The organism is Ruegeria sp. G7 (genome assembly GCF_056535465.1).
Genome location: NZ_JBQFIL010000001.1, coordinates 654636 through 679948, shown reverse-complemented (window position 1 = coordinate 679948; position 25313 = coordinate 654636). Strand labels below are relative to the sequence as shown.

The 25313-nt window shown below is 59.5% G+C and carries 26 protein-coding genes; 21 read left to right on the top strand and 5 right to left on the bottom strand.

Translation table 11 applies throughout. The features are described from left to right. Positions 1 to 27: 27 nt before the first annotated feature. The 3 genes from nudC to ACR3EN_RS03400 are packed head-to-tail and all read left to right on the top strand — an operon-like array spanning position 28 to position 2081. Positions 28 to 1011: an NAD(+) diphosphatase gene (nudC, locus tag ACR3EN_RS03410; protein WP_480825506.1), complete on the top strand. Its 984-nt coding sequence runs from the start codon at positions 28 to 30 to the stop codon at positions 1009 to 1011. 39 nt (positions 1012 to 1050) lie between these two features. After that, positions 1051 to 1518 (top strand): SRPBCC family protein, encoded by a 468-nt coding sequence (locus ACR3EN_RS03405; protein WP_480825504.1) that lies wholly within the window; start codon positions 1051 to 1053, stop codon positions 1516 to 1518. 23 nt (positions 1519 to 1541) lie between these two features. Continuing rightward, on the top strand, positions 1542 to 2081 hold the full coding sequence (locus ACR3EN_RS03400; RefSeq protein ID WP_480825502.1) for a chloramphenicol phosphotransferase CPT family protein: 540 nt from the start codon (positions 1542 to 1544) through the stop codon (positions 2079 to 2081). Positions 2082 to 2096: 15 nt separating this feature from the next. Here the strand turns inward: ACR3EN_RS03400 and ACR3EN_RS03395 are convergent, their stop codons facing one another. Next, positions 2097 to 2930: a prephenate dehydratase gene (locus ACR3EN_RS03395; RefSeq protein WP_480825500.1), complete on the bottom strand. Its 834-nt coding sequence runs from the start codon at positions 2928 to 2930 to the stop codon at positions 2097 to 2099. A 121-nt stretch (positions 2931 to 3051) separates the two neighbouring features. Here ACR3EN_RS03395 and ACR3EN_RS03390 point away from each other — a divergent pair, with 121 nt between their 5' ends. The 5 genes from ACR3EN_RS03390 (at position 3052) to ACR3EN_RS03370 (ending at position 9428) form a co-directional block, all read left to right on the top strand. Further along, entirely contained in the window at positions 3052 to 3561 is a 510-nt protein-coding gene (locus ACR3EN_RS03390; RefSeq protein ID WP_480825498.1) for a c-type cytochrome, read from the top strand. Positions 3562 to 3737: 176 nt separating this feature from the next. Beyond that, on the top strand, positions 3738 to 5648 hold the full coding sequence (locus tag ACR3EN_RS03385) for an extracellular solute-binding protein (RefSeq protein ID WP_480825496.1): 1911 nt from the start codon (positions 3738 to 3740) through the stop codon (positions 5646 to 5648). Position 5649: 1 nt separating this feature from the next. Further along, complete coding sequence (locus ACR3EN_RS03380; protein ID WP_480825494.1) at positions 5650 to 6747, top strand: microcin C ABC transporter permease YejB; 1098 nt, start codon at positions 5650 to 5652, stop codon at positions 6745 to 6747. Beyond that, a complete protein-coding gene (locus tag ACR3EN_RS03375; RefSeq protein ID WP_480825492.1) occupies positions 6748 to 7854 on the top strand; it encodes an ABC transporter permease in 1107 nt (368 codons plus the stop codon). Beyond that, entirely contained in the window at positions 7851 to 9428 is a 1578-nt protein-coding gene (locus ACR3EN_RS03370) for an ABC transporter ATP-binding protein (protein WP_480825490.1), read from the top strand. Before ACR3EN_RS03375 ends, ACR3EN_RS03370 begins: the two co-directional genes overlap by 4 nt. 22 nt (positions 9429 to 9450) lie before the next feature. On the opposite strand, the gene ACR3EN_RS03365 is transcribed toward ACR3EN_RS03370, so the two are convergent. Both ACR3EN_RS03365 and hemN read right to left on the bottom strand, forming a co-directional pair. Then, positions 9451 to 11376 carry an elongation factor G gene (locus ACR3EN_RS03365; RefSeq protein ID WP_480825488.1) on the bottom strand — a complete coding sequence of 642 codons (1926 nt, stop codon included), beginning with the start codon at positions 11374 to 11376 and terminating at the stop codon, positions 9451 to 9453. Between the two features lie 203 nt (positions 11377 to 11579). After that, positions 11580 to 12935 (bottom strand): oxygen-independent coproporphyrinogen III oxidase, encoded by a 1356-nt coding sequence (gene hemN, locus ACR3EN_RS03360; protein WP_480825486.1) that lies wholly within the window; start codon positions 12933 to 12935, stop codon positions 11580 to 11582. Positions 12936 to 12996: 61 nt separating this feature from the next. On the opposite strand from hemN, the gene fnrL reads away from it, so the two are divergent. After that, positions 12997 to 13740, top strand: a complete 744-nt coding sequence (fnrL, locus tag ACR3EN_RS03355) for a transcriptional regulator FnrL (RefSeq protein ID WP_480825484.1) — start codon at positions 12997 to 12999, stop codon at positions 13738 to 13740. A 46-nt stretch (positions 13741 to 13786) separates the two neighbouring features. Then, positions 13787 to 14041: a GlsB/YeaQ/YmgE family stress response membrane protein gene (locus tag ACR3EN_RS03350; RefSeq protein WP_480825482.1), complete on the top strand. Its 255-nt coding sequence runs from the start codon at positions 13787 to 13789 to the stop codon at positions 14039 to 14041. Positions 14042 to 14102: 61 nt separating this feature from the next. Here ACR3EN_RS03350 and ACR3EN_RS03345 read toward each other — a convergent pair whose 3' ends face one another. Continuing rightward, the gene (locus tag ACR3EN_RS03345; protein WP_480825481.1) at positions 14103 to 14942 is read right to left on the bottom strand and encodes a universal stress protein; all 840 of its coding nucleotides are present in this window, start codon (positions 14940 to 14942) and stop codon (positions 14103 to 14105) included. 195 nt (positions 14943 to 15137) lie between these two features. Between ACR3EN_RS03345 and ccoN the strand changes: the two genes are divergently transcribed. From ccoN to ccoP, 4 genes are read left to right on the top strand one after another with little or no spacing between them, the layout of a single operon-like run. Further along, entirely contained in the window at positions 15138 to 16745 is a 1608-nt protein-coding gene (gene ccoN / locus ACR3EN_RS03340; RefSeq protein ID WP_480825479.1) for a cytochrome-c oxidase, cbb3-type subunit I, read from the top strand. A gap of 14 nt (positions 16746 to 16759) precedes the next feature. Further along, on the top strand, positions 16760 to 17488 hold the full coding sequence (ccoO, locus tag ACR3EN_RS03335) for a cytochrome-c oxidase, cbb3-type subunit II (protein ID WP_480825477.1): 729 nt from the start codon (positions 16760 to 16762) through the stop codon (positions 17486 to 17488). Between the two features lie 10 nt (positions 17489 to 17498). Next, complete coding sequence (locus tag ACR3EN_RS03330; RefSeq protein WP_480825475.1) at positions 17499 to 17684, top strand: cbb3-type cytochrome c oxidase subunit 3; 186 nt, start codon at positions 17499 to 17501, stop codon at positions 17682 to 17684. Continuing rightward, positions 17681 to 18544: a cytochrome-c oxidase, cbb3-type subunit III gene (ccoP, locus tag ACR3EN_RS03325; protein WP_480825473.1), complete on the top strand. Its 864-nt coding sequence runs from the start codon at positions 17681 to 17683 to the stop codon at positions 18542 to 18544. Before ACR3EN_RS03330 ends, ccoP begins: the two co-directional genes overlap by 4 nt. Before the next feature lie 149 nt (positions 18545 to 18693). Here ccoP and ACR3EN_RS03320 read toward each other — a convergent pair whose 3' ends face one another. Next, positions 18694 to 18852: a hypothetical protein gene (locus ACR3EN_RS03320; protein WP_480825471.1), complete on the bottom strand. Its 159-nt coding sequence runs from the start codon at positions 18850 to 18852 to the stop codon at positions 18694 to 18696. 100 nt (positions 18853 to 18952) lie between these two features. Here ACR3EN_RS03320 and ACR3EN_RS03315 point away from each other — a divergent pair, with 100 nt between their 5' ends. The 7 genes from ACR3EN_RS03315 (at position 18953) to nusG (ending at position 25165) form a co-directional block, all read left to right on the top strand. Next, on the top strand, positions 18953 to 19831 hold the full coding sequence (locus ACR3EN_RS03315) for a LysR family transcriptional regulator (RefSeq protein WP_480825469.1): 879 nt from the start codon (positions 18953 to 18955) through the stop codon (positions 19829 to 19831). Positions 19832 to 19942: 111 nt separating this feature from the next. Then, the gene (gene ccoG / locus ACR3EN_RS03310) at positions 19943 to 21370 is read left to right on the top strand and encodes a cytochrome c oxidase accessory protein CcoG (protein WP_480825467.1); all 1428 of its coding nucleotides are present in this window, start codon (positions 19943 to 19945) and stop codon (positions 21368 to 21370) included. A gap of 2 nt (positions 21371 to 21372) precedes the next feature. Then, on the top strand, positions 21373 to 21831 hold the full coding sequence (locus ACR3EN_RS03305; RefSeq protein ID WP_480825465.1) for a FixH family protein: 459 nt from the start codon (positions 21373 to 21375) through the stop codon (positions 21829 to 21831). A gap of 3 nt (positions 21832 to 21834) precedes the next feature. Beyond that, positions 21835 to 24012, top strand: a complete 2178-nt coding sequence (locus tag ACR3EN_RS03300; RefSeq protein WP_480870690.1) for a heavy metal translocating P-type ATPase — start codon at positions 21835 to 21837, stop codon at positions 24010 to 24012. Positions 24013 to 24016: 4 nt separating this feature from the next. Further along, positions 24017 to 24175 carry a cbb3-type cytochrome oxidase assembly protein CcoS gene (gene ccoS / locus ACR3EN_RS03295; RefSeq protein WP_424831576.1) on the top strand — a complete coding sequence of 53 codons (159 nt, stop codon included), beginning with the start codon at positions 24017 to 24019 and terminating at the stop codon, positions 24173 to 24175. A gap of 66 nt (positions 24176 to 24241) precedes the next feature. Then, positions 24242 to 24439 carry a preprotein translocase subunit SecE gene (secE, locus tag ACR3EN_RS03290; protein WP_480825460.1) on the top strand — a complete coding sequence of 66 codons (198 nt, stop codon included), beginning with the start codon at positions 24242 to 24244 and terminating at the stop codon, positions 24437 to 24439. 192 nt (positions 24440 to 24631) lie between these two features. Continuing rightward, the gene (nusG, locus tag ACR3EN_RS03285) at positions 24632 to 25165 is read left to right on the top strand and encodes a transcription termination/antitermination protein NusG (RefSeq protein WP_170387635.1); all 534 of its coding nucleotides are present in this window, start codon (positions 24632 to 24634) and stop codon (positions 25163 to 25165) included. The last annotated feature ends 148 nt before the right edge of the window (positions 25166 to 25313 follow it).

Below are 25313 nucleotides of genomic sequence, written 5' to 3'. Positions count from 1 at the left end.
TTTGCGCGGCACTTGGGAATAGCAGGCATGAAACGCGCAGAACAGGTTACATTTGGCGGCTCGGGGCTGAACCGGGCGGGGTTGTTGCGCGGGGATGCCGAAAGGCTGAGACAGGTATTCAACGAACCCCGCGCGCGATGCATTCTGGTGTGGCGTGGCAAACCGTTGGTGTTTGGTGCCGAACTGGACGGGCTTGCGCTGCTGCCGATGGATCATGCCATCCTACAGAACGGTCCGGGCGGCGTGATCGAGGAGCCTGTTTTTCTGGGTGTTGCCGAGGACGGTGTGCCGCTTTTTGCCGCGGACATTTCAGGCTGGAATGCGGAAGGGTTGGACCTGTCGGGCGTCGGCGGGTTCGTTGATCGCACGGTGCAACAGCATCCCGATCTGCCCGAGGGGTACGTTTTTGCCGAGTTGCGTCGGATCATGACCTGCCTCAGCCCGCGCGATGCCGAACTGGCAGCAACGGCCAAAGCAGTGATTGGCTGGCACGAGACGCATCGCTTCTGCGCCCGCTGCGGCGCGCCCAGCGTACTGTCACAGGGTGGGTGGCAGCGCAGTTGCCCTGCCTGCGGCGGGCAACACTTCCCACGCACCGATCCGGTTGTGATCATGTTGATCACGCACGGAAACTCGGTGCTGATGGGCCGGTCGCCCGGCTGGCCCGAGGGTATGTACTCTTTGCTGGCCGGCTTCGTCGAGCCGGGTGAGACGCTGGAGGCGGCCGTGCGGCGCGAGGTGATGGAAGAGGCAGGCGTGCCAGTGGGCGCTGTGCGCTATTTGGCCAGCCAGCCCTGGCCTTTCCCTGCATCGTTGATGTTTGGCTGTGCCGGAGAGGCATTGTCGCCCGAGATCCAGATTGATCCGGTCGAGATCGAAGATGCGATCTGGGTTGGCCGAACCGAGATGATGCGGGCTTTTGCAGGGGACCATCCGAAACTTTTGCCAGCCCGCAAAGGTGCGATAGCGCATTTTTTGCTGCAGCATTGGCTTGCGGACACATTGGACTAACAACAGACTGACGGCAAAGCGAGGCAAAGAAGAGGCGGAATGCAGTTTTCAGCGCAGGAAGATGTTGAAGCTCCGATCGACGCGGTGTTTGCCATGGTCGCTGATTTCGAACGTTTCGAGCGCATGGCATTGCGTCGCGGCGTCGAGGTGCGGCGAACAGCTGGCTCGGGCGCGCCCGAGGCGCAGACGGCATGGGAGACAGAGCTTAAGATTCGGGGCAAACCGCGACAGATTTCAGTTTTGCTGAGCGAATGCGCCCCACCCGCGCGGATGCGGTTTCAGGCCAGCAGCAAGGGCATGAACGGAGACACGATTGTCGAACTGCTTGCCTTGTCCCAGCGGCGCACGCGTTTGACCATTGAAACCTCTTTGAAGGCCAAGACGCTGCCCGCACGATTGCTGTTGCAATCCATGAAGCTGGGCCAGTCCAGGTTTCGCCGTCAGTTCCAGGCCCGCCTCAGCGATTTCGCGCGCGAGATGGAAGAACGCCACCGCCACGGGAACTGAGCAAAGCCGGGTCGGAGAAGACAATGGCAGTACAATCTCGGATCATTTTTCTTCACGGCGCGTCCAGCAGCGGGAAGTCCACACTCGCGCGCAAGTTGCAGCAAAATGCAGAGGTACCGTTGATACATCTGTCGATCGACCACGTGCGCGACTCGGGCAGTTTACCGATGCAAAGGTTTCAGGCTGGTGATTTCGACTGGGCCGCATGCCGAGCCGCTGTATTCGGTGGTTTTCATCAGTCCATTGCCGCGTATGCGAATGCTGGCAACAATCTGATTGTCGAGCACATTCTTGATACTCCGGGCTGGATTGACACGTTGAAACTAAGCCTAAAGCAGCATGATGTGCTTTTCGTTGCCGTTCATTGCCCGCTCGACGTCCTGAACGAAAGAGAGCGGGCGCGCGGCGACCGGGTCCTGGGCAGTGCCGAGCGAGATCAGAAAACGATACACATTGATCGGCTGTATGACCTTGAAATCGACGGAAGCGACAGCGCAGACATCAACACGCGGAAGGTTCTTGACGTGTGGCGGTCGGGTTTGCGCTGTTCAGAATTCTGTTGATGGTCTCTTTGCCGGCTATCCGCGCGGCTGTGCTGCCGGATACACGCCCAGAACTTCGACATTGGTCGTGAAATGCTCAAGTTCGTCCATGGCCAGCTGAACGTTGTGATCGTCCGGGTGTCCCACAATGTCCGCGTAGAACTGCGTGGCGGTAAAAGAGCCATCGACCATGTAGCTTTCCAGCTTGGTCATGTTGATGCCGTTGGTCGCGAAGCCTCCCATCGCTTTGTAGAGAGCGGCCGGAATGTTGCGGACCTGAAACACGAAGCTGGTGATCATGCCATGATCGCCGCGCCGTGAATGATCCTTTTCGCGTGACATGACCAGAAAGCGGGTGGTGTTGTCGCCCTGATCCTCGATGTGGCGCGCCAGTACATGCAGGCCATAGATCTCTCCGGCCAGTTCGCTCGCCAGCGCGGCTGAGTGAATATCAGCCGCCTCGGCGACTTCGCGCGCCGCGCGCGCGTTGTCGGGGCTGACGCGGCCGCGGATGTTATGTTGCTTCAGAAAACCGGCGCATTGCGGCAGCAGAACCAGATGGGAATGCGCCTCGGTGATGTCTTCAAGACTTGCACCCGGCACACCCAGCAGGTTGATGTGCACGCGGACAAAGGCTTCGTCGATGATGTGCAGCCCGCTGTGGGGCAACAGGCGATGGATATCCGCGACCCGCCCATAGGTGGTGTTTTCGACCGGCAACATGGCCAGATCAGCCGCGCCCGAGCGCACTGATTCGATCACATCTTCGAACGTTCGGCACGGCAGGGCGTCCATATCCGGGCGCGCGTTGCGGCAGGCCTCGTGGCTGTAGGCGCCGGGTTCCCCCTGAAATGCAATGCGTTTGGTCATTTGGTCGTTTCCATGCAGCAAGAATTTAGATCGGGCGTTTAGTCGCGGTGTCTATACCTTGCCTCTTGTCAGGGGAAGCCTTAGACACCCCCAAGAAAGCTGAAATGGACTCGCGATCAAAATGTTCGACACGATGACAGTTACCAAGGCCGCAGCCGGCCTGTTTGGCACCTTCCTTGTGCTGCTTCTGGCGAAATGGGGGGCGGATATCCTCTATAGCTCCGACAGCCATCATGCCGAGGCCGCCTATATTATCGAAACCGAAAGCGCGGGCGAAAGCGCCGACGGAGAAGAGGTGGTATTCGCAGATCTGCTGGCAGCGGCCGATCCCGAAAAAGGCGCGCGCGTGTTCCGCAAATGCACCGCCTGCCACAAGTTGGAAGATGGCGCCAATGGCACCGGTCCGTACCTTTATGCCGTTGTAGACCGTCCGGTCGCGTCGGCCAAAGGGTTCACAGGATACTCGGCTGCGATGCAGGCACATGGCGGAAACTGGACGCCAGAAGCTTTGGACGCCTTCCTCGAACGCCCAAGTGCTTATATCTCGGGCACTTCGATGAGCTTTGCCGGCCTGAAAAAGCCGCAGGAACGCGCCGATCTGATTGCCTATCTGCAGACCATCGGCAATTGATCCTGTGATCATATAGACGATTTTGAAAGCCGCTGCCTTGTGCAGCGGCTTTAATTTTTTGTCTGACAAGAACTTCACAAAGCGTTCACGCATTCTAAACTTGCAACATGAAGTGTTGGTCTTTTAGCTGGCCTGCACGACATTGAAGCCGAAAAACGATCCAGAGGAAGAGCACCATGAAATCCCTTCTGACCGCATTGCGACCGTCTGAGTTTCATTCATGGGCCGCAGCTGTCGGGATTTCGGCGGCGATGCTGTTCTCTGGCGGAAGCTACGCATCTGCCAATGATGAGGGCGTGACGCGCAGCCACGGATATTCATATTTCGGCAACCTGGACTATCCGGCGGATTTTCCACATTTGAACTACGTCAATCCCGATGCCCCCAAGGGCGGTGAACTCTCGCTGTCGGGGTCGGGGACGTTCGATTCCCTGAACCCTTTTTCGCGCAAAGGACGCGCGGGGGCGTTGACCACGATCCAATATGACTCGTTGATTGACAGCACCTCGGACAGTGTGGGTCAGTATTACGGCCTTCTCGCCGAAAGCATGGAATACGATGAAGGCCGCAATTACGTGATTTTCCATATGCGGCCTGAGGCGACATTTTGGGATGGCACCCCGGTCACAGCTGAGGACGTCGTCTATAGCCACCGCCTGTTCATCGAGCAGGGCCTGCCATCTTACGCTCAGGCCGTGGGCCGCATGGTCGAAAACGCAGAGGCGCTGGATGATCACACGGTCAGATTCACCTTCAACCCCGAGGTCACGCGGCGCGGTTTGATTGAGACGGTGGGATCAACGCCGGTCTTCTCAAAGGCATGGTTCGAGGCTGACGAAAGCCGCCGTTTGGATGAGCCCCGGCTTGAAGTCGCCGTTGGCTCGGGCCCTTACAAGCTGGACAGCTATGATATCAATCGCCGGATCGTGTACAAACGGCGTGATGACTACTGGGGCAAGGACCTTCCGATCAACGTTGGCCGCCACAACTATGATGCCATCCGGATCGAGTATTTCGCGGATCAGACCGCTGCCTTTGAGGGGTTCAAGGCGGGTGAGTACACCATGCGGATCGAGAGCGACCCAAAGCTATGGGCCTCGAGCTATGATTTTCCGAAACTGAATGAAGGCTCGGTGGTGCAGGACGAGATTGCGGATGGCAGCCCGCCGACGCCATCGGGGTTTGTGTTCAACCTGGGCAAGCCGCAATTCGCAGACAAGAATGTACGCAAGGCGATTGCGCTGGCCTTCAATTTCGAATGGGCTAATGAATCGCTTATGTTCGGTCTGAATTCCGCGCGCAGTTCTTTTGTGCAGGACACTCATCTGGAAGCAAAGGGCGTACCAGAAGGCGCGGAACGTGCATTCCTGGAGTCTTTGGGCGATGTCGTTCCGGCCGCCGTGATGAATGAGCCTGCGCTGGTGGTGCACGAATCCAATTCGGCGCGGTTGAACGATCGCCGCAACTTACGCCAGGCCTCGAAGCTGCTGGATGAGGCGGGTTGGCCCGTGGGAGATGGCAATCTGCGTCGAAATGCAGAGGGTCAAACGCTGAAGGTTAATATCCCTTATGCCTCCAGTATTCCGACTTCGACCGCGACGATGATCGAGACCTTTGTTCAGAACCTGCAATCGATAGGCGTGGATGCGACAGCAGAAAAGGTGGACCCCTCCCAGTTTACCCTACGCCGGCGCGAGCGGGACTATGACATGGTGTATTCGACCCGCTACGGCTCATTCCTGTCCACGGGTGGTGGGCTGAGCCAGATGTATGGATCGGAAGAGGCCGAGTTCAGCCTGTTCAATCCTGCAGGCCTTGCCAGTCCGCTTGTGGATGCAGTGATCGAGGCGTCTTTTGACACAACAAATCAGGCCGAACAGGACGCGGCGCTTATGGCGTTGGATCGCGTGCTGCGTTATGAGTTCTTCATCATCCCCGATGGGTATGTGGCGGACTATTGGACAGCTTACTACGATATGTACGAATACCCCGAAAACCTGCCCCCGTTCACGCTGGGCTATCTGGACCTGTGGTGGGTCAACCCCGAGAAAGAGGCCGATCTGAAGACGAAAGGCGCGCTGCGGTAATATGGGCGCCTATATCCTAAGACGCCTGTTGCTGGTCATTCCGACCCTTCTGGGCATCATGATCGTCAACTTCACCTTGGTGCAATTCGTGCCCGGCGGGCCGATCGAACAGATCATCGCGCAGGTTGAAGGTCAGGGTGATGTCTTTGCCGGGTTTGCCGGTGGCGGTGGTGATGCCGGGGCGGGTGCCGAGCCCGCAGGCGGAGCCTTTGACGACAAATATGTCGGTGCGCGTGGCCTGCCGCCCGAGTTCATTGCTGAGCTTGAGAAAGAGTTCGGCTTTGACAAACCGCCCCTTGAACGTTTCCTGTCGATGATGGGCAACTATCTGACGCTGGATTTCGGCGAGAGCTATTTCCGCTCGATCAGCGTGATTGATCTGGTGTTGGAAAAAATGCCCGTTTCGATCTCGCTGGGCCTGTGGTCGACCCTGATTGCTTATCTGGTTTCAATCCCACTGGGTATCCGCAAGGCGATCAAGGATGGTTCGACCTTTGATACATGGACCAGCGGGGCCATCATTGTCGCCTATGCCATCCCCGGTTTCCTGTTCGCCATTCTGCTTCTGGTGCTGTTTGCCGGGGGCTCTTACTGGCAGATCTTCCCGCTGCGCGGCCTGACCTCGGACAATTGGGACAGCCTCAGCCTGTTCGGCAAGATCGCCGACTACTTCTGGCACATTGCCTTGCCGATCATCGCCCTGACGATTTCGGCCTTCGCGACGCTGACCCTGCTGACCAAGAACTCGTTTCTGGACGAGATCAAGAAGCAATACGTCATGACCGCCCGCGCCAAAGGGCTGAGTGAGCGCAAGGTGCTCTATGGCCACGTCTTCCGCAATGCGATGCTGATCGTAATCGCTGGCTTCCCGGCGGTGTTCATCGGCGTGTTCTTTGGCGGCTCGATCATCATCGAGACCATCTTCTCGCTGGACGGTCTGGGCCGTCTGGGGTTTGAGGCCGCCGTGGCGCGCGATTATCCGGTAATCTTTGGCACGCTGTTTATCTTCGGCCTGATGGGGCTAGTTGTCGGCATCATCAGCGACCTGATGTATGTGCTGGTCGACCCGCGCATCGACTTCGAAAAGCGGGAGGGATAAATGGCGCTTTCCCCCCTCAACCAGCGCCGCTGGCGCAACTTCCGGCGCAATGGCCGGGCGTTCTGGTCGCTGATCATCTTCTCGGTCCTGTTCGGGATATCGCTGTTTGCCGAGTTCATCGCCAATGACAAACCCATTCTGGTGAAATACCGCGGCGAGCTCTACACGCCGGTTTTCAATTTCTACGCCGAGACCGAGTTCGGCGGCGATTTCCAGACCGAAGCCATCTATCGCGACCCCGAGGTCATGTGCCTGATCGACAGCGGTGGTCTGGATCAGTGTTTCGACGACCCCGAAGGCATTATCGACGAGATCAAGGCAGGCACCTTCGAGGCCGAGGGTTTTGAGCGAGGCTGGGCGATCTGGCCGCTGATCCCCTATTCCTTCAATACCAGTGTGGATCGTCCGGGGGCCGCGCCGTTGCCGCCCAATGGACAGAACCTGCTGGGCACAGATGACACCAAACGCGACGTGCTGGCGCGGGTGATCTATGGTTTCCGATTGTCGATCCTTTTTACGCTGATCGTCACCGGAGCAGCCAGTCTGATCGGCATCTTCGCCGGGGCCATTCAGGGCTTTTTCGGCGGCTGGCTGGACCTGATTTTCCAGCGCATTATCGAGATCTGGTCCTCCACGCCATCGCTCTACGTCATCATCATCATGTTCGCGATTCTGGGGCGAAGTTTCTGGCTTTTGGTCATCCTGATGATCCTGTTCAGTTGGACCGGATTGGTTGGTGTTGTGCGGGCCGAATTCCTGCGGGCGCGGAACCTTGAATATGTCCGCGCCGCGCGGGCGCTGGGTGTGGGCAACATGACCATCATGTTCCGCCACATGCTGCCCAACGCGATGGTCGCCACGCTGACGTTTATGCCCTTTATCGTCACAGGCACCATCGGCGGGCTGGCTTCGCTGGACTTTCTAGGGTTCGGCCTGCCATCGTCAGCCCCTTCGCTGGGGGAACTGACCTTGCAGGCGAAACAGAACCTGCAGGCCCCGTGGCTGGCCTTCACTGCTTTCTTCACTTTTGCCATCATGCTGTCGCTGCTGGTCTTCATATTCGAAGGCGTGCGCGATGCGTTTGATCCCAGAAAGACCTTCTCATGAGCCTTTTGGATGTGAACAACCTAAAGGTCTCGTTTAAGCAAGACGGGCAGGTTTCCGCTGCGGTCAAGGGCGTGTCCTTTACCGTGGATCGCGGTGAAACGGTGGCTTTGGTGGGCGAATCCGGTTCGGGCAAATCCGTGACCGCGCTCAGCACTGTGTCGCTGCTGGGCGACAGTGCGATTGTCGAAGGGTCCGTCACATATGACGGGCAAGAGATGATCGGCGCGTCCGAGGACAGGTTGATGGATGTGCGCGGCAACGACATCAGCTTTATCTTTCAAGAGCCGATGACCTCGCTGAACCCGCTGCATACGATTCAAAAGCAGATGGCGGAATCGCTGGCGCTGCATCAAAACGTGACCGGCGATGCGGCGCGGGACCGGATCATTGAACTGCTGACAAAGGTCGGCATCCGTGACCCGCAGGACCGGCTGGACAGCTATCCGCACCAATTGTCTGGCGGCCAACGTCAGCGGGTCATGATAGCGATGGCGCTGGCGAACAAGCCCGACATTCTGATCGCGGATGAGCCGACGACGGCGCTGGACGTCACCATCCAGGCGCAGATTCTGGAATTGCTGGCCGAGCTGCAGAAATCCGAAGACATGGGGATGCTGTTCATCACCCACGACCTTGGCATCGTGCGCAGGATTGCCGACCGGGTCTGTGTGATGAAGGATGGTGAGATTGTCGAAACCGGGGTGACCACCGAAATTTTCGACAATCCGCAGCACCCCTATACCCGCAAACTGTTGGCGGCCGAGCCATCAGGCCACCCCGATCCGGTTGCGACCGACGCCGAAGAGGTCGCCCGCACCGATCATCTGAAGGTCTGGTTCCCGATCCAACGCGGGTTTCTGAAACGCACCGTTGGCCATGTGAAGGCGGTCAACGACGCGACGCTCAGCGTCCGCGCGGGTGAGACGCTGGGGATCGTGGGCGAAAGCGGCTCGGGCAAGACAACGCTGGCTCTGGCGATCATGCGGCTGATTGCGTCAGAGGGTGGGATCACCTTCCGCGATCAGGATGTGCGACGCTGGTCCACGCGCGAACTCCGGCGGTTGCGCAAGGACATGCAGATCGTGTTTCAGGACCCGTTCGGCAGCCTCAGCCCGCGCATGACCTGTATGCAGATCATTGCCGAAGGGCTGGCGATCCACAATGTCGATCCCCACCGCGCCCCGCGCGAATTGGTGGCCGAAGTGATGACCGAGGTGGGGCTCGATCCTGCTGCAATGGATCGCTATCCGCACGAATTCTCGGGCGGGCAGCGCCAGCGGATCGCCATCGCGCGTGCCATGGTGTTGCGGCCCAAGCTGCTGGTTCTGGACGAACCCACCAGTGCGTTGGACATGACGGTGCAGGTTCAGATCGTCGATCTGCTTCGGGATCTGCAGCGGAAATACGGGCTGGCCTATCTGTTTATCAGCCACGACCTCAAGGTCGTGCGGGCGATGTCCCACAACGTCATCGTCATGCGTAACGGCGATGTGGTTGAGATGGGCGCGGCCGAGGATTTGTTCGAACACGCCCAGACCGATTATACTCGGGAACTGATTGCGGCAGCGGGCTGAGGGATCGCCCGCGCCTTGGTTGTTAGGCCATTTCCTTGCTTTTGGCGGATGCGGGTACCGGCCCGCGCAACTCTTCGTAGTGATCGAACTGCAGCTTGACCCAACCGGTGCCACGGGTTGCGCTGGCCAGCGTCCGGTGCAATTCGTCCTCGGCCACCGCCGGCAACTGGGCGTTGAAGATTTCCCAGCCTGATGCGTTCGGGTTGCCCTCAAAACCCAGAACCTGACCCTGCAGCGAGCTGATGGTCGGCACCAGATCGCCCACGAAGGTCGAGGGCAAGTGAATCTCGGCATTCAGGATCGGTTGCAGGACGACTGGCTTCGCTTCGGGCAGGGCCTCGCGCACGGCGTTCTTACCCGCCGTGCGGAAGGCGAAATCGGAACTGTCCACGTTGTGATGTTTGCCGTCGCTCAGCGTCACCTTTACGTCCACAACCGGGAAGCCCTCGGGTCCTTCGACCAACGCATCCTTGGCCCCATGTTCCACCGAGGGGATATAGTTCCGAGGTACCGCACCGCCTTTGACGACCTCTTCGAACTGGAACCCGGAGCCGCGCGGCAGGGGCGCGATCGAGATCACCACATCGGCAAACTGCCCCGCCCCGCCGGATTGCTTGCGGTGACGGTGGCGGTGTTCGACCTTGGTGCGGATGGTCTCGCGATAGGCGGTTCCGGCGGCCTCGGCTTCGATTTCGATGCCGAAATCCTCGGCCAGCTTGGCTGTGACGCGCCGCATGTGCTGCGGACCTTGCGAGCCCAGAATGGAGTGCCCGCTCAGATCGTCCTGTTCCAGATGCAGACCGGGGTCGATCTCGACCAACCGAGTCAACGCGTTCGACAGGCGCACATCGTCGCGTTCATGCGCGGGCGATACCACCTGACGATGCGCCGCCGGATGCGATGAGGCCCATTCCGGCAACGGCGTGGCCGCACCACTGTCATAGATGAAACCGGGGTTCAGGTGATCTGATTTCACCGCCAACCCAATCTGCCCGGCCTCAAGCGTCCCGATCTGGGTCTTGGCATCCAGCGTGGTCAGGTTTCCGACGGTCTCACCGCCAAGAGATTCATGTGCTTTCACGCCATCGCCCAGACCCCGCAGGACGGTGATCTTGCCGATATGCTTTTTCACATCCGCGAAACCGGCAATGGCGCGTGCCGTTTCTTCCGCCTCATCCCGGTCGGCGGCAATGTTGAACTCGGGCGCCTCATGCCGCAGCGCCTTCATCAGCCGCGTCAAACCGTTGCCATGGCTTGCTGCCCCCAGACAGGCCGGGATCAGCTGATGGTTCTGCAGAACCTGCGCCGCAAGCTCATAGACCTCATCGTTTGGGGGCTTCTTGTCTTCAATCAGCTGCTCCAGAAGGTGGTCATCAAAATCCGATAGCGTCTCCAGCAGCTCGGTACGGGCTTCCTGTTCGCGGTCCTCTACCGATTGCGGCAATTCGATCAGGGCCGAGGGCTGGCCTTCCTGATACTTCCACGCCCGTTCCGAGATCAGGTCGACCGCGCCGATAATCGTGTCGCCGTCGCGGATCGGGACCTGTCGCAGGGCGATATGGTGGGTGCAATAGGTCTGCAGGGCGGCAACGATATCTCGGATGCGGCCATTGGGGCTGTCCATGCGGTTGATGAAGAGGAAACAGGGGATACCGGCCTCTTCGACCAGCCGCAGATAAGGGGCACATAGAACGGCGGCGTCCGGGTCGGGCGGAACCACGACAACGGCAGCGTCCGAGATCGCCATTGCAGGGCCGACATAGGCCAGCGCATCGCCGCCCCCATCCACGTCGATCGCGCACCAGGGCTCGTCCAAATAAGAAAAACCGTGCAAGTGCACGGTTCCGGCGACATCGAAAGTGGTGGGCCGTCCGTCGAGGCGGCTGATCGCTTCGACCAAGGTGGTTTTGCCCGATTGGCTGGGGCCGAGGACGGTGAAAACGCGCATGGGTGCTGTCCCTTTTTCAGTTGCAACTTGTCTGCACGAAAAGGGCTGCCGGCTGGTTCAGCTTCGGCACGGGTCTGTCTGATACTTGGCCTGCCTCGGGCGGAAGAGAGGGGTGCCTCTCTGCCCCGTGAGTTTGGAGAAAACCCAAGGCGGGCGTCAAGCCCTTGATGCAAGCATGGACGCAACGGGCAATTTGATCGGGGTCAAATCGCCGAACTGTGCCCTGCCTTGCTCAGGTCATACGCATCGAAACTTCGTGCGATCATACGGGTCAACGCACGGGCTTCGGGTGGGATGAACAGACCTTTGTCCGTGATCTGCAGAAGGTTCTCGAATGCCGCATTTGTCGATTGATACATCTGCAGCAATTCACTGGCCGAGATATCGTGATCGCGCAGAATTTCTGCCGTATCGATCTGGAAGTCGCACATCAAGGCTTCGATCAGGCGCGCACGCACAACATCCTGTCCCTTGAACAGGTGCCCGCGAGCTGTCGAAAACTGACCGTCGCGAATGGCCTTGGTATGTGCCGACGTGGCGGAGGCATTCTGGGCATAGCCCTGCGGGAACCGCGAGATCGAGCTGGCGCCGACGCCAATCAGAACTTGCGCCTGATCATCGGTATAACCCTGAAAATTCCGCTTCAGTGTTCCGGCGTTCAGTGCTTTCGTCAGGCCATCTTCTTTGGTGGCAAAGTGGTCGATGCCGATTTCGGCATAATTGTCCCACAAAAACAGCCTGCGGGCAGTTTCGAACAATTCAAGGCGCTGTTCGGGCGTTGGCAGAGCGTCCGATGGGATCATCTGCTGGCGCTTGGCCATCCAGGGAACATGCGCATAACCATACAGGGCGACGCGGTCGGGTGACAGCGACAGCAGCTTTTGCACGCTCTCGGTCATCCGGGCCTTGGTTTGATGTGGCAGACCATAAAGGATATCTGCGTTCAGGCTGGTGATGCCGCGCGCACGGATCATGTCCACTGCGTTGCGCGTGACGTCATAGCCCTGAATGCGCCCGATCGTTTTCTGGATGTCGTCGTCGAAATCCTGAACACCGATCGAGGCCCTGTTCATGCCCGCTTCGGCCAGCGCGTCCAGCCGTGCTTCGTCAATCTCGTTCGGATCGATTTCAACCGAGAACTCGGCATCCGGGCCCAGTGGAACCACGTCCAAAACCCGGGCCGCCAGTTCCCGCATCAGATCGGGATTCAACAAGGTTGGCGTTCCACCACCCCAGTGCAAGCGCGAGAGGGTGACACCCTGAGGCAGGCGCGCGGCCAGCAGATCAAGCTCGGCCTTCAGGACATCCACATAGGCGATGACCGGATTGTCGGTCTGCGTGCCCTGCGTGCGACAGGCGCAAAACCAGCACAGCCTGCGGCAGAACGGAACATGGATATAAAGCGAAATGGAGCTGCCGGGCGCGATGCCGGAGATCCAGTTGCCGAACGTGTCGGGGCCCACGTCGTTGCTGAAGTGGGGGGCGGTTGGATAGCTGGTGTAACGCGGTACTTTCGCGTCAAAAAGTCCAAGCCGCGCCAATTGAGCTTTGATTGTCATGCAGCTACCGGTATAACGGGAGCTGCTTGCATACTTTGACAGAGATCAAGTGGACGCGCGAATGAACGTAAAAGCCATGTATGAGCATGGGAATTGTGAAGACTGCCCGATTCGCCACCGTGCCGTCTGCGCCCATTGCGAAAAAGATGAGCTCGATGAGCTTGAAGGTATTAAATATTATCGAAGCTTCGAGGCTGGGCAGACCATAATCTGGTCTGGTGACCCGATGAGCTTTGTGGGCTCTGTTGTGTCTGGGATCGCCTCTCTGACGCAGACGATGGAGGATGGCAGGACGCAAATGGTCGGGCTGTTGCTGCCCAGCGATTTTGTCGGTCGACCGGGGCGTGATGCGGCGCCCTATGATGTGATCGCGACCACCGATGTTGTGATGTGCTGCTTTCGGAAGAAGCCATTTGAAGAGCTGATGGTCACGACCCCACATATCGCCCAGCGTTTGCTGGAGATGACGCTGGACGAGTTGGACGCGGCGCGCGAGTGGATGCTGGTTTTGGGCCGGAAGACCGCGCGCGAGAAAATTGCCAGCCTTCTGTCCATCATCGCCCGCCGGGATGCGTCGATCAATAAATCCGGACGTTCCGGGCCAATTGTATTCGATCTGCCGCTTACGCGTGAGGCGATGTCAGACTATCTGGGCCTGACGCTTGAAACCGTAAGCCGTCAGATGTCGGCGTTGAAAAAAGATCAGGTGATCACGCTGGAAGGCAAACGCCACGTGACCATACCGGATATGGGACGCCTGATGGAAGAAGCAGGCGACGATTCGGATGGTGGATTTCTGGTCTGACGCCTGAGGACGTCCGTACCAACCCTAAGAATTGCAGGAGCAACGCATGGTATTCAGCAGCGTGCTGGCTATGATCTTCATCGGGGCGATTGCCGGCTGGTTGTCCGGCAAGATCATGGAGGGCCGAGGTTTCGGCCTGATTGGAAACGTGATTGTCGGGATCGTTGGCGCGTTTTTGGCGGGTACGATCTTTCCGGCGTTGGGTTTCGCCGTTGGCGGAGGCCTATTCTCCTCGATTTTCTTTGCAACTGTCGGCGCGGTGATTTTGCTGTTTGTGATCGGGCTGATCCGAAAGGCCTGACTCAGCATAATCCACCCCGTGTAAGGGGGCGGGCTGCATGCACAAGGGTCGTGATGCCGACTTAATGAGCGAGGAAGACGGGAATGTCCGACTGCTCAAGCATGTTGCGGGTCGCCCCACCCAGTATGGCCTCGCGAAAGCGGGAATGCCCGTAAGCGCCCATAACAATCATGTCGGTATCGGTGTCTGCTGCGTGACGGTTCAGGATGTCCGAGACGCGGGTCATGGTTTTGCTCAAGACGTCGATCTCGCATTTCACGCCGTGCCGGGCCAGCATCTGCGACAGCAGCCCGCCCGGATCGGACCGATCGGGTCCATGGCGCGGCGGGTCGATGACGACGATCCGAGTCAGTTCGGCCTGTTTCAGAAATGGCAGGGCGCAGCGGATGGCCCGCATTGCCTCGACGCTTTCGTTCCAGCCAATCATGACCGTGCCGGGCCGAGAGACAGGGGTGGCGTTGTCCGGCACCAACAGGACGGGTGCGTGACCTTCGAACATCGCGGCTTCGACTATCGGCTCCGCCTCGGCGGCCCGGTCCTTGCCGTAGGGGCGCGGCAATACCACCAGATCCGAGAAGCGCGCGCGCCGGGCAACGTGGCGCCCGATATCCGCGATCTGCGCCACGCCGTTCTCCGCAGACCAACGCACGCCTGACTTGCCAAGATAGTCCTTGGCAAAGGCCAGAATCTCATCGGCTTCTGCATTTGCGCGGCTCAGCGTCTCCTGCAGGATCAACGCGTTGGCACCGGCATAGTAGTACCCGGTCTGGCTGCGATCCACACCCAAGCACAGGGCTTCTGCGTGGGCGTCCTGAACTTCTGCCAGTTCCACCATCTGCGCCAGCGCAGCCTTGGACAGGCCGGTTTCGGTCATCACCGTCAATAGCGATTTATATGCCATGTCGCCCTCGTGATTTCGGCGCGGCCTTTGTGCGGCGCGCACACCGGTTTCTTGAAGGATACCTGTCACAGAAAACAACGGTTTGTCTTGACACAGATCAAAGCGGCCGAACCGGGCTCGCTGCATTACAGCATGCAGTCAAAAAGGTTTCGCGCGGTGTAAAAACACGGGCGGGGCACGGCAAAGGGACGCAATATGTCAAATTACATCAAGCTGATCGTGCTTGGACTGGTTGTGGTGTTCGCCGCGATCGGGTCCAACTACGCACGAGATTTGGCGTATCAGGTGCATGCGATTCTGGTGATGTTGATCGCCGGCGGTCTGTTCATCTGGACGCTTAGAAACACAGACGAGCCAGATATTCTTGTAGACCGCTCTGGCGAATACATGGATGGCGTGATCCGCTATGGCGTGATCGCGACCGCCTTTTGGGGTGTGGTCGGGTTTCTTGCAGGAACCTTCATCGCATTCCAGCTGGCGTTTCCGGTGTTGAACTTCGAATGGGCCCAAGGGTACATGAATTTTGGCCGTCTGCGGCCGCTGCACACATCTGCGGTGATCTTTGCCTTTGGCGGCAACGCGCTGATCGCGACTTCGTTCTATGTCGTACAGCGTACCAGCGCCGCGCGCCTTTGGGGCGGCAATCTGGCATGGTTTGTGTTCTGGGGCTATCAGCTGTTCATCGTTCTGGCCGCAACCGGCTATCTGCTGGGCGGAACCCAGTCGAAAGAATATGCCGAGCCTGAATGGTATGTTGACCTGTGGCTGACCGTTGTCTGGGTGGCCTATCTGGCCGTCTATCTGGGCACGATCATCAAGCGGAAAGAACCCCACATCTACGTGGCGAACTGGTTCTATCTGGCGTTCATCGTGACCGTCGCCATGCTGCACCTGGTCAACAACATGACCATCCCGGTCAGCATCTGGGGTTCGAAATCGGTCATCGTCTGGTCGGGTGTGCAAGACGCCATGATCCAGTGGTGGTACGGCCACAACGCTGTGGGCTTTTTCCTGACTGCGGGCTTCTTGGGCATGATGTACTACTTCATCCCGAAACAGGCCGAACGTCCGGTCTTCAGCTACAAGCTGTCGATCATCCACTTCTGGGCGCTGATCTTCCTGTATATCTGGGCTGGTCCGCACCACCTGCACTATACCGCGTTGCCTGACTGGGCCTCGACTCTGGGCATGGTGTTCTCGGTCGTGCTGTGGATGCCTTCGTGGGGCGGCATGATCAACGGTCTGATGACCCTGTCGGGCGCATGGGACAAGCTGCGCACCGACCCCATCATCCGCATGATGGTCATCTCGGTCGGCTTCTACGGCATGTCCACGTTCGAGGGTCCGATGATGTCAATTCGCGCCGTGAACAGCCTCAGCCACTACACCGACTGGACCATTGGTCACGTGCACTCGGGCGCGCTGGGCTGGAACGGCATGATCACCTTTGGTGCGCTGTACTTCCTGGTACCTGTCCTGTGGAAGCGCGAGCGTCTGTACTCGCTGCAGATGGTCAGCTGGCACTTCTGGCTCGCCACCATCGGCATCGTGCTCTACGCCGCGTCGATGTGGGTCACCGGTATCATGGAAGGACTGATGTGGCGCGAAGTCGATGCAAACGGTTTCCTTGTGAACTCGTTCGCTGACACCGTGGCTGCCAAGTTCCCGATGTACGTGGTGCGCGGTCTGGGTGGGGTCCTGTTCCTCGCCGGTGCTGTGATCATGTGCTACAACCTGTGGATGACTGTGCGGAAAGCGCCGGCCAAAGAGGCCAGCCTGTCCGTCGCGGTCCCGGCTGAATAAGGAGGGCCGGAGCAATGGCAATTCTCGAAAAACACAAGATCCTCGAGACCAACGCGACCCTCCTGCTGATCTTCAGCTTCCTGGTCGTAACCATCGGTGGCATCGTTCAGATCACCCCGCTGTTCTACCTCGAGAACACCATCGAGAAGGTGGAGGGCATGCGCCCTTACACCCCTCTCGAAATGGCGGGTCGTGAGATTTATCTGCGCGAAGGCTGCTATGTCTGCCACAGCCAGATGATCCGCCCAATGCGGGATGAGGTCGAGCGCTATGGCCACTACTCGCTGGCGGCTGAGTCGATGTATGACCACCCGTTCCAGTGGGGTTCCAAGCGGACCGGGCCTGATCTGGCACGCGTTGGTGGCCGGTATTCCGACCAGTGGCATGTGGACCACCTGCGTGATGCGCAATCCGTGGTGCCGGAATCGGTGATGCCGAAATATGGCTTCCTCGAGAAACGCAAGCTGGACGGTGAGTATATCGGTGACATCATGGCGGCAAACGCCTTGGTCGGTACGCCTTATACCGAAGAGATGCTGGAGAACGCGCTTGCCGACTTCCGCGCTCAGGCCGATCCCGACAGCGACTTTGATGGTTTGCTGGAGCGTTATGGTGACAAGGTCAATGTGCGCAACTTCGATGGTCAGCCCGAGCTGACCGAAGCTGACGCATTGATCGCTTATCTGCAGATGCTGGGCACTTTGGTCGATTTCTCGACCTTTACGCCCGATGCAAGCCGCTAAGGAGGGTGAGATGGAAGAATACACGATCCTCAGACAATTCGCGGATAGCTGGATGCTGCTGCTGTTGTTCACCTTTTTCCTTGGCATCGTGATCTGGGTTTTCCGCCCGGGCGCCAGCAAGGAATACAAGGACACCGCCAACATCCCGTTCCGTCATGAAGACAAACCCGCCACATCCAAGGAGGCGCGGCCATGAGCAAGACACCTGAAAAACAGCCGGGTGACCCGAATACCACCGGTCACAGCTGGGACGGTATCGAGGAATTCGACAACCCAATGCCGCGTTGGTGGCTGTGGACCTTCTATGCCTGTATCTTCTGGGGCGTGATCTACACGATCATGTATCCCGCATGGCCGCTGGTGCAGTCGGCAACCGCCGGTGTGCTGGGCTGGTCCTCGCGCGAGTTGGTGCAGCAGGACATGGTCGCGTTCGAAGAGGCGAATGCGCCGTGGAATGCGAAGCTGGTGGAAACGCCGCTGGAAGAGATCTCGGCCGATGCTGAACTGCAGCAATACGCGGTAAATGCAGGCGGCGCGGTGTTCCGGACATGGTGCGCGCAGTGTCATGGTTCAGGCGCACAGGGCGCATCGGGCTTCCCGAACTTGCTGGATGATGCGTGGCTGTGGGGTGGTACACTCGAGGATATCGAATACACCATCGCACACGGTATCCGGAACGAGGAAAGCGACGATGCGCGCTATTCCGAGATGCCGGCATTTGGCGAGTTGCTTGAACAGGACGAGATCACTCAGGTGGTCCAGTACGTCATGTCACTGACCAATGCGCAGACCGACGACGCAGCGGCGCAGGCGGGCAAGGTTGTCTTCGAAGACAATTGTGCGGCCTGCCACGGTGAAGACGGTAAGGGCGATGTCTTCCAGGGCGCGCCAAACCTGACCGATGCGATCTGGCTGTACGGTGGCAGCGAAGAGGCGTTGACCGAGACGGTCACCAACAGCCGCTTCGGCGTTATGCCCCCATGGGAAAACCGCCTGACCGACGCGCAAATCCGCGCCGTTACCGCTTATGTCCACCAGCTTGGTGGCGGTCAGTAAACGTCAAAGAATACCTCCGGGCGGTCTTCCGCCCGAAGGCTGCGGCACCGGCTGTTCCATCTGTTCGCGCGTTTCCAGAACAGCCGGTGCCGATTTTTCCAAGTATAGAACGAGGCCGCAACCGGTCCAGCAAAGCTGACCCAGCTGCCTCAAAGGTCGTTCAGGTCCACTGCGCGCGGATGCTTTCTCCACCAGTGATGTTCGGGCAACCAGCGCTTAGTGCGCTTGGGCGGTTTGCGCGCGTCACGGATATGCGGGCTGTCAAGCCGGGTCGCGGTCATGAAAGATCGGGCGAAAACGGTTAGCATGGAACTTCTCCTAGGTGATGAGGTTTCTCCCTGAAAGATTGACGTTTGCGATGTGAAATGCGACTCAATAACCATTCTGATGTGTAAGTAGGAATTACATATGAATTGGCTCGGTCTCCCGCCGCTCGCATCCCTCCGGGCCTTTGCGGCCTTTGCGGAAAAGCGCAATGTCGTCGATGCCGGGGCGGCGCTGAATGTCAGTCATGCTGCCATCAGCCAGCAATTGCGGGCGCTGGAAAAGCACCTGGGTGTCGCTCTGCTGGACCGTTCGGGTAAGGCACTGACCCTTACCGCTGACGGAGAGCATCTGGCCCGCGCCCTGCATTTGGGCTTTGGCGCGATCGCGGCGGCGGTGGGTGATCTTGCACGGTCCGGGCAGGACCGTCCGGTGCATGTCTCGCTGACCTCATCTTTTGCGGCGTCGTGGCTGATGCCACGCCTGCCAAGCTTTCGCGCGACGCACCCCGAGGTCAATTTGATCCTTGATCCCACCTTCGAAGTCGTCGAACTGCGCCCGGGCGGGGTGGACGTGGCGATCCGCTATGGTGCGGGGGGCTGGCCCGGTGTCGATTGCGAGATGCTGCTTCAGACGCCGATGGTCATTGTCGCGTCGCCCAAGCTGCTGGGTGACAGGACCGATTGGACGCCAGCGGACCTGGCGCAACTGCCGTGGCTGGAAGAGTTCGGCACGACCGAAGCGACGACATGGTTGACCGAACGCGGCGTCGGCCCCGAACGCGGTGCCGGGCGCACACAGTTGCCGGGTAATCTGCTGCTGGACGGGTTGCGCTCGGGGCAGGGGGTCACGGTCACCGTGCGACAATTCGTCGAGGCCGATATCAAGTCGGGTCGCATTGTCGAGCTGTTTGCCGAGCCCGATCTGCGCGGATATCATATTGTGACGCAAAAATCGGCACTTAGGCCCTCGGTGAAGACCTTTATTGCCTGGTTGAAGAGGCAGGCTCGAAGCACACAGTAACAACTTTGCGAAAAGGTGTCTGTACGATGCGCGTTTTGACCCATGTCAAAGTCTCTCGCCCCGTGATCTGGAAGAACACACACTCAGAAAAGCCAGTTGCGGAGCCAGCCTGTGAGCGATTCCAACCCCACCCCGAGTCTCTACGCCGCCAGAGAACCGATTTTCCCAAGACGGGTGTCCGGTCCGTTCCGTAACCTCAAGTGGATCATCATGGCGGTGACATTGGGTATCTACTACATCACGCCGTGGATCAGATGGGACCGCGGCCCCAGCCTGCCGGATCAGGCGGTGTTGCTGGATCTGGCAAACCGCCGCTTTTATTTCTTCTGGATCGAAATCTGGCCGCATGAATTCTATTTCGTCGCCGGTCTGCTGATCATGGCCGGGTTGGGGCTGTTCCTGTTCACCTCGGCATTGGGGCGCGTCTGGTGCGGCTATGCCTGCCCGCAGACCGTGTGGACGGACCTTTATATTCTGGTCGAGCGTTGGATCGAGGGTGATCGCAATGCGCGCCTGCGTCTGCATCACCAGAAGAAACTGGACGCGCGCAAGATACGCCTGCGACTGACGAAATGGGTGGTCTGGTTTCTGATCGGTCTGGCCACCGGCGGGGCCTGGGTGTTCTATTTCGCCGATGCGCCAACACTGGCGCGCGATCTGGTGACCGGCAACGCGCATCCGGTGGCTTACACCACCATGTTGATCCTGACGGCGACCACCTTCTTCTTTGGTGGCTTCGCCCGCGAACAGATCTGCATCTACGCTTGCCCGTGGCCTCGGATTCAGGCGGCGATGATGGACGAGGACACCCTTGTCGTTGGCTACCGCGAATGGCGGGGCGAGCCGCGCGGCAAGGGCAAGCGGACTGCCGACAGTGAGCTTGGCGATTGCATCGATTGCATGGCCTGCGTGAATGTCTGCCCTGTTGGGATCGATATCCGCGACGGTCAGCAGTTGGAGTGCATCACCTGCGCGCTTTGCATTGATGCCTGTGACGACATGATGGCCAAGATCGGCAAGCCGCGCGGCCTGATCGACTATATGGCGCTGAGCGATGAGACCCGTGAACGCGAAGGCCATCCGCCCAAGAACATCTGGAAACACATCCTGCGCCCGCGCACCATCATGTATACCTCACTGTGGTCGCTGGTGGGCTTTGCGCTGCTGTTCGCGTTGTTCATCCGTTCGGATATCGATCTGACGGTGGCTCCGGTCCGGAATCCGACTTTCGTGACGCTCTCGGACGGGACCATCCGCAACACCTATGACGTGCGCCTGCGCAACAAACATGGTGAAGAGCGGCCCTTCAAGCTGACGCTGGCGGGTGATCCAGCGCTGCAGGTCGAGATCGAAGGCATCGAAGGTGATACTGTCAATGTCACCGCGGATACGGCACAATTGACTCGCGTCTATATCACCGCAGCGCAGGGCACCGGTCCGGCGGCGGCAGACAGCACCTCGGTCCGCATCTGGGTGGAAGACCTTGAAAGCGGTGAGCGGGCCTACAAAGACACCACGTTCAACGGACGAGGAAACTGAAAATGGCAGAGCGTAAATTTACTGGAAAACATGCGCTTGCGGTGTTTGTCGCCGCCTTTGGCGTGATCATCACGGTGAACCTTGTGCTGGCCTACAGCGCGGTGAAGACCTTTCCGGGGCTTGAGGTCAAGAACTCTTATGTGGCCAGTCAGGAGTTCAACGAACGCCTGCAGGAACACCAGGCACTGGGCTGGGATATCAAGGCCGAGGTCACGGGCGGCCTGCTGGTCCTGCACATCACCGATCAGACCGGCACCCCCGTCGAGGTGGCTGAACTGCAGGCGGTTGTTGGGCGGGCGACCCATGTCAAAGACGATTTCTCGCCGGATTTCACCTTTGACGGTCTGGCCTATGCTGCCCCTGCGGCTTTGGGCAAGGGAAACTGGAATATCCGTCTGGTCGCCAAGGCCAAGGACGGGGCCGAGTTTGCGCAGCGCGTGCCGCTGTATGTGAAAGGCTAAGCCATGACGGCGCAGGCCCCCACCGGCACCGCCGCATGTCCGGGTTGCCTCGCAGCCCCGGCTGAACCGGCCCGCGCCGCGCCCAAAGACGCGCAGATCGCGCTGTCGCTACCGGGCATCCACTGCTCGGCCTGTATCGCCGCAGTCGAGCGGGAACTGAACGCTCATCCCGGTGTTGCGGATGCACGGGTCAACCTGACCCTCAAGCGTGCAATGGTCAAAGCCGATCCGGATATCCGCGCCGTCGATCTGATTCCGGTGCTGGAACAGGCAGGCTACGAGGCGCATGAGCTTGATCCCGGCGCGCTTTCGGCGACGCAATCGGATAAGGCGGGTCGCGATCTGCTGATGCGGTTGGCCGTGGCCGGGTTCGCGTCGATGAACGTGATGTTGCTGTCGGTTTCTGTCTGGTCCGGGGCGACGGACGCAACGCGCGATATGTTCCACTGGATTTCGGCGGCGATCGCACTGCCCGCGATTGCGTTCTCGGCGCAGCCCTTCTTTGCCAATGCCTGGAGCGCCTTGCGCGTACGCCGTCTGAACATGGATGTGCCGATTGTGTTGGCGATCCTGCTGGCGCTGGTTACATCGCTGTGGGAAACCGCCCTCAGCGGCAAGCACGCCTATTTCGACGCCGCCCTGACGCTGACCTTCTTCCTGCTGGCCGGGCGGTATCTGGACTATCGCACCCGCGCGGTGGCCCGATCCGCAGCCGAAGAGCTGACCGCGTTGGAGGTGCCTCGCGCCACCCGTCTTGTCGACGGCGTGGAAGAAGAGATCGCGGTGTCGTCTCTGACCGTCGGTGACCTGATCCTCGTCCGCCCCGGTGGCCGGATGCCAGTGGACGGAGAGATCGTATCCGGACAATCCGAACTCGACCGATCCTTGCTGACGGGCGAGACCCTGCCTGTCTTCGCGCAAGAAGGGCTGAGCGTCAGCGCGGGTGAGGTCAACCTCACCGGCCCCCTGACCATCCGCGCGACCGCGGTTGGCGAAGATACCTCGCTGCACCGGATGGCCGATCTGGTGGCCATCGCTGAATCGGGTCGGTCCCGCTATACCTCGCTGGCCGACAAGGCGGCCAAGCTGTACGCACCGGGGGTTCATATTCTCTCGGCGCTCAGTTTTCTGGGCTGGTACATCTATTCGGGCGACATCCGCACCGCGCTGAACATCGCGGCGGCAGTGCTGATCATCACCTGCCCCTGCGCGCTGGGCCTCGCGATGCCCGCTGTCACCACCGCAGCCTCGGGGCGGTTGTTCCGCAGCGGTATGCTGATCAAACACGCCACCGCGTTGGAGCGTCTGGCCGAGGTCGATACCGTCGTCTTTGACAAAACCGGCACGCTGACATCCGGGACGCCCGAGTTGACCAATCTGGGCGACCATTCCCGCGCCGATCTTGAGGTTGCTTTGGCGCTGGCTGAGGCCTCGTCGCATCCCTTGTCGGTAGCGCTTGCGAAAGCCGCGCGCGCGGCTGGGATCAAGCCTGCCACCTTGCGCGATGTGACCGAAGTACCGGGCTATGGCACTGAGGGCCTCTATCGTGATCAGCGTGTCCGGCTGGGTCGTGCGGCCTGGGCTGGTGGCGAGGATGGTGCGCAGACCTGCGCCTGGCTGGCCATCGGTTCGCAAAAGCCCTTGCGCTTCGCCTTTACCGACAGCCTGCGGGCTGGTGCGGCCGAGGCCGTCGCCGCGTTCCGCAACGCAGGCAAAGAGGTCATCCTGATCTCGGGTGACACTGAAGGCGCGGTTCGCGCCTTGGCGGGCAAGCTGGGCATCGAAAACTGGATCGCTCAGGCTTTGCCCGAAGACAAAGCCACCAAAGTGCAGGCGCTGACCGACCAGGGTCATCGCGTGCTGATGGTGGGCGACGGGCTGAATGACACGGCGGCGCTGGCGGCGGCGCATGTGTCGATCTCTCCGGCTTCGGCGCTGGATGCGGCACGTGTGGCGTCGGATATCGTGTTGCTGGGCAACGACCTGTCTCCGATCGCGGATGCCTGCGATACGGCTATCAAAGCCACCAAACGGATTCGCGAGAACTTCCGCATCGCCACCATCTATAACGTGATCGCCGTACCTTTGGCCGTGGCGGGTCTCGCGACCCCGCTGATCGCCGCGCTGGCCATGTCGACCTCGTCGATCACCGTGTCCCTGAACGCTTTGCGATTGAGGTAAGCTGATGGAAGTTCTGGCCTATCTCATTCCGATTTCACTGCTTTTGGGCGGTGTGGGATTGGTGGCATTCATCTACACGGTCCGGTCAAACCAGTATGACGACCCCGAAGGCGACTCGCGCCGCATCCTGAGCGATGAATGGGACGACAAGCCCAAGCCCTGACCGCCCTTGAAATTGCCGCAATGCCCGGTTATGTCCGGCGCAACCGCTAGCAGAGAGATACGCCTCATGGCCATGACAAACCCGATCCAGTTCATTCAGCAGGTCCGCGCCGAAGTTGCAAAGGTCGTCTGGCCGACCCGGCGTGAGGTTCTGTTGACCACGGTCATGGTGTTTATCATGGCGGCGCTGACGGCTGTGTTCTTTGCTCTGGTCGATCTGGGCATTCGAGGCGGCTTGCAACTGATTCTGGGCGCGTTCGGCTAAGGCGGCTTGGGGCTGCGGAAACGCCACTGCCCCCTTGCACAGCCTGTCATGTCAGAGTAGGTGACGTAACTATTCGGAATGGGCGTGCGGCGAATCGGGCTGCGCGCCGCTTTTTATTCCGGGTGACGCAATTGGATTTCAACGAGGGGCGCGAGGGATCGCGGCCCAAAGGCAAACAAGGACGACAGGTTCATGGCGAAACGGTGGTACTCGGTCAGCGTTCTTTCGAATTTCGAAAAGAAGATCGCAGAGCAGATCCGCACGTCGGTGGCTGAGCAGGGCCTTGAGGACGATATCGACGAAGTTCTGGTGCCCACCGAAGAGGTGATCGAGGTCCGCCGCGGCAAGAAAGTCACCACCGAACGTCGGTTCATGCCCGGTTATGTGCTGGTGCACATGGAGATGTCGGATCAGGGCTATCACCTTGTGAACTCGATCAACCGTGTCACCGGTTTTCTGGGCCCGCAAGGGCGCCCGATGCCGATGCGTGACGCCGAGGTGAACCAGATCCTGAACCGCGTTCAGGAGGGTGAAGAAGCGCCCAAGCTGATGATCACTTTCGAAGTCGGCGAGAAGGTCAAGGTCAACGACGGCCCGTTCGAGGATTTCGACGGCATGGTCGAAGGCGTGGACGACGAGAACCAGAAGCTGAAGGTCTCGGTTTCGATCTTCGGTCGGGAAACGCCGGTCGAGCTGGATTTTACGCAGGTTACCAAGCAGGGCTAAATAGCCTTATTCAAAGATGTACGAAGCCACGCAGCCCGGGCAGCGTGGCTTTTTCTGTTTAGCCTGACGTGCCACAGCGGGATTTGGTGCGGCAGTAGATTCCCCAAAAACTTGACGGGCGCGCGAAAAAACTGCTGCATCGAAGAGG

What these genes read in the sequence shown, in the direction of transcription:
- nudC (WP_480825506.1), top strand. Translation starts at nt 28, where the DNA reads ATGAAACGCGCAGAACAGGTTACATTTGGCGGCTCGGGGCTGAACCGG.
- ACR3EN_RS03405 (WP_480825504.1), top strand. Translation starts at nt 1,051, where the DNA reads ATGCAGTTTTCAGCGCAGGAAGATGTTGAAGCTCCGATCGACGCGGTG.
- ACR3EN_RS03400 (WP_480825502.1), top strand. Translation starts at nt 1,542, where the DNA reads ATGGCAGTACAATCTCGGATCATTTTTCTTCACGGCGCGTCCAGCAGC.
- ACR3EN_RS03395 (WP_480825500.1), bottom strand. Translation starts at nt 2,930, where the DNA reads ATGACCAAACGCATTGCATTTCAGGGGGAACCCGGCGCCTACAGCCAC.
- ACR3EN_RS03390 (WP_480825498.1), top strand. Translation starts at nt 3,052, where the DNA reads ATGTTCGACACGATGACAGTTACCAAGGCCGCAGCCGGCCTGTTTGGC.
- ACR3EN_RS03385 (WP_480825496.1), top strand. Translation starts at nt 3,738, where the DNA reads ATGAAATCCCTTCTGACCGCATTGCGACCGTCTGAGTTTCATTCATGG.
- ACR3EN_RS03380 (WP_480825494.1), top strand. Translation starts at nt 5,650, where the DNA reads ATGGGCGCCTATATCCTAAGACGCCTGTTGCTGGTCATTCCGACCCTT.
- ACR3EN_RS03375 (WP_480825492.1), top strand. Translation starts at nt 6,748, where the DNA reads ATGGCGCTTTCCCCCCTCAACCAGCGCCGCTGGCGCAACTTCCGGCGC.
- ACR3EN_RS03370 (WP_480825490.1), top strand. Translation starts at nt 7,851, where the DNA reads ATGAGCCTTTTGGATGTGAACAACCTAAAGGTCTCGTTTAAGCAAGAC.
- ACR3EN_RS03365 (WP_480825488.1), bottom strand. Translation starts at nt 11,376, where the DNA reads ATGCGCGTTTTCACCGTCCTCGGCCCCAGCCAATCGGGCAAAACCACC.
- hemN (WP_480825486.1), bottom strand. Translation starts at nt 12,935, where the DNA reads ATGACAATCAAAGCTCAATTGGCGCGGCTTGGACTTTTTGACGCGAAA.
- fnrL (WP_480825484.1), top strand. Translation starts at nt 12,997, where the DNA reads ATGAACGTAAAAGCCATGTATGAGCATGGGAATTGTGAAGACTGCCCG.
- ACR3EN_RS03350 (WP_480825482.1), top strand. Translation starts at nt 13,787, where the DNA reads ATGGTATTCAGCAGCGTGCTGGCTATGATCTTCATCGGGGCGATTGCC.
- ACR3EN_RS03345 (WP_480825481.1), bottom strand. Translation starts at nt 14,942, where the DNA reads ATGGCATATAAATCGCTATTGACGGTGATGACCGAAACCGGCCTGTCC.
- ccoN (WP_480825479.1), top strand. Translation starts at nt 15,138, where the DNA reads ATGTCAAATTACATCAAGCTGATCGTGCTTGGACTGGTTGTGGTGTTC.
- ccoO (WP_480825477.1), top strand. Translation starts at nt 16,760, where the DNA reads ATGGCAATTCTCGAAAAACACAAGATCCTCGAGACCAACGCGACCCTC.
- ACR3EN_RS03330 (WP_480825475.1), top strand. Translation starts at nt 17,499, where the DNA reads ATGGAAGAATACACGATCCTCAGACAATTCGCGGATAGCTGGATGCTG.
- ccoP (WP_480825473.1), top strand. Translation starts at nt 17,681, where the DNA reads ATGAGCAAGACACCTGAAAAACAGCCGGGTGACCCGAATACCACCGGT.
- ACR3EN_RS03320 (WP_480825471.1), bottom strand. Translation starts at nt 18,852, where the DNA reads ATGCTAACCGTTTTCGCCCGATCTTTCATGACCGCGACCCGGCTTGAC.
- ACR3EN_RS03315 (WP_480825469.1), top strand. Translation starts at nt 18,953, where the DNA reads ATGAATTGGCTCGGTCTCCCGCCGCTCGCATCCCTCCGGGCCTTTGCG.
- ACR3EN_RS03305 (WP_480825465.1), top strand. Translation starts at nt 21,373, where the DNA reads ATGGCAGAGCGTAAATTTACTGGAAAACATGCGCTTGCGGTGTTTGTC.
- ACR3EN_RS03300 (WP_480870690.1), top strand. Translation starts at nt 21,835, where the DNA reads ATGACGGCGCAGGCCCCCACCGGCACCGCCGCATGTCCGGGTTGCCTC.
- ccoS (WP_424831576.1), top strand. Translation starts at nt 24,017, where the DNA reads ATGGAAGTTCTGGCCTATCTCATTCCGATTTCACTGCTTTTGGGCGGT.
- secE (WP_480825460.1), top strand. Translation starts at nt 24,242, where the DNA reads ATGGCCATGACAAACCCGATCCAGTTCATTCAGCAGGTCCGCGCCGAA.
- nusG (WP_170387635.1), top strand. Translation starts at nt 24,632, where the DNA reads ATGGCGAAACGGTGGTACTCGGTCAGCGTTCTTTCGAATTTCGAAAAG.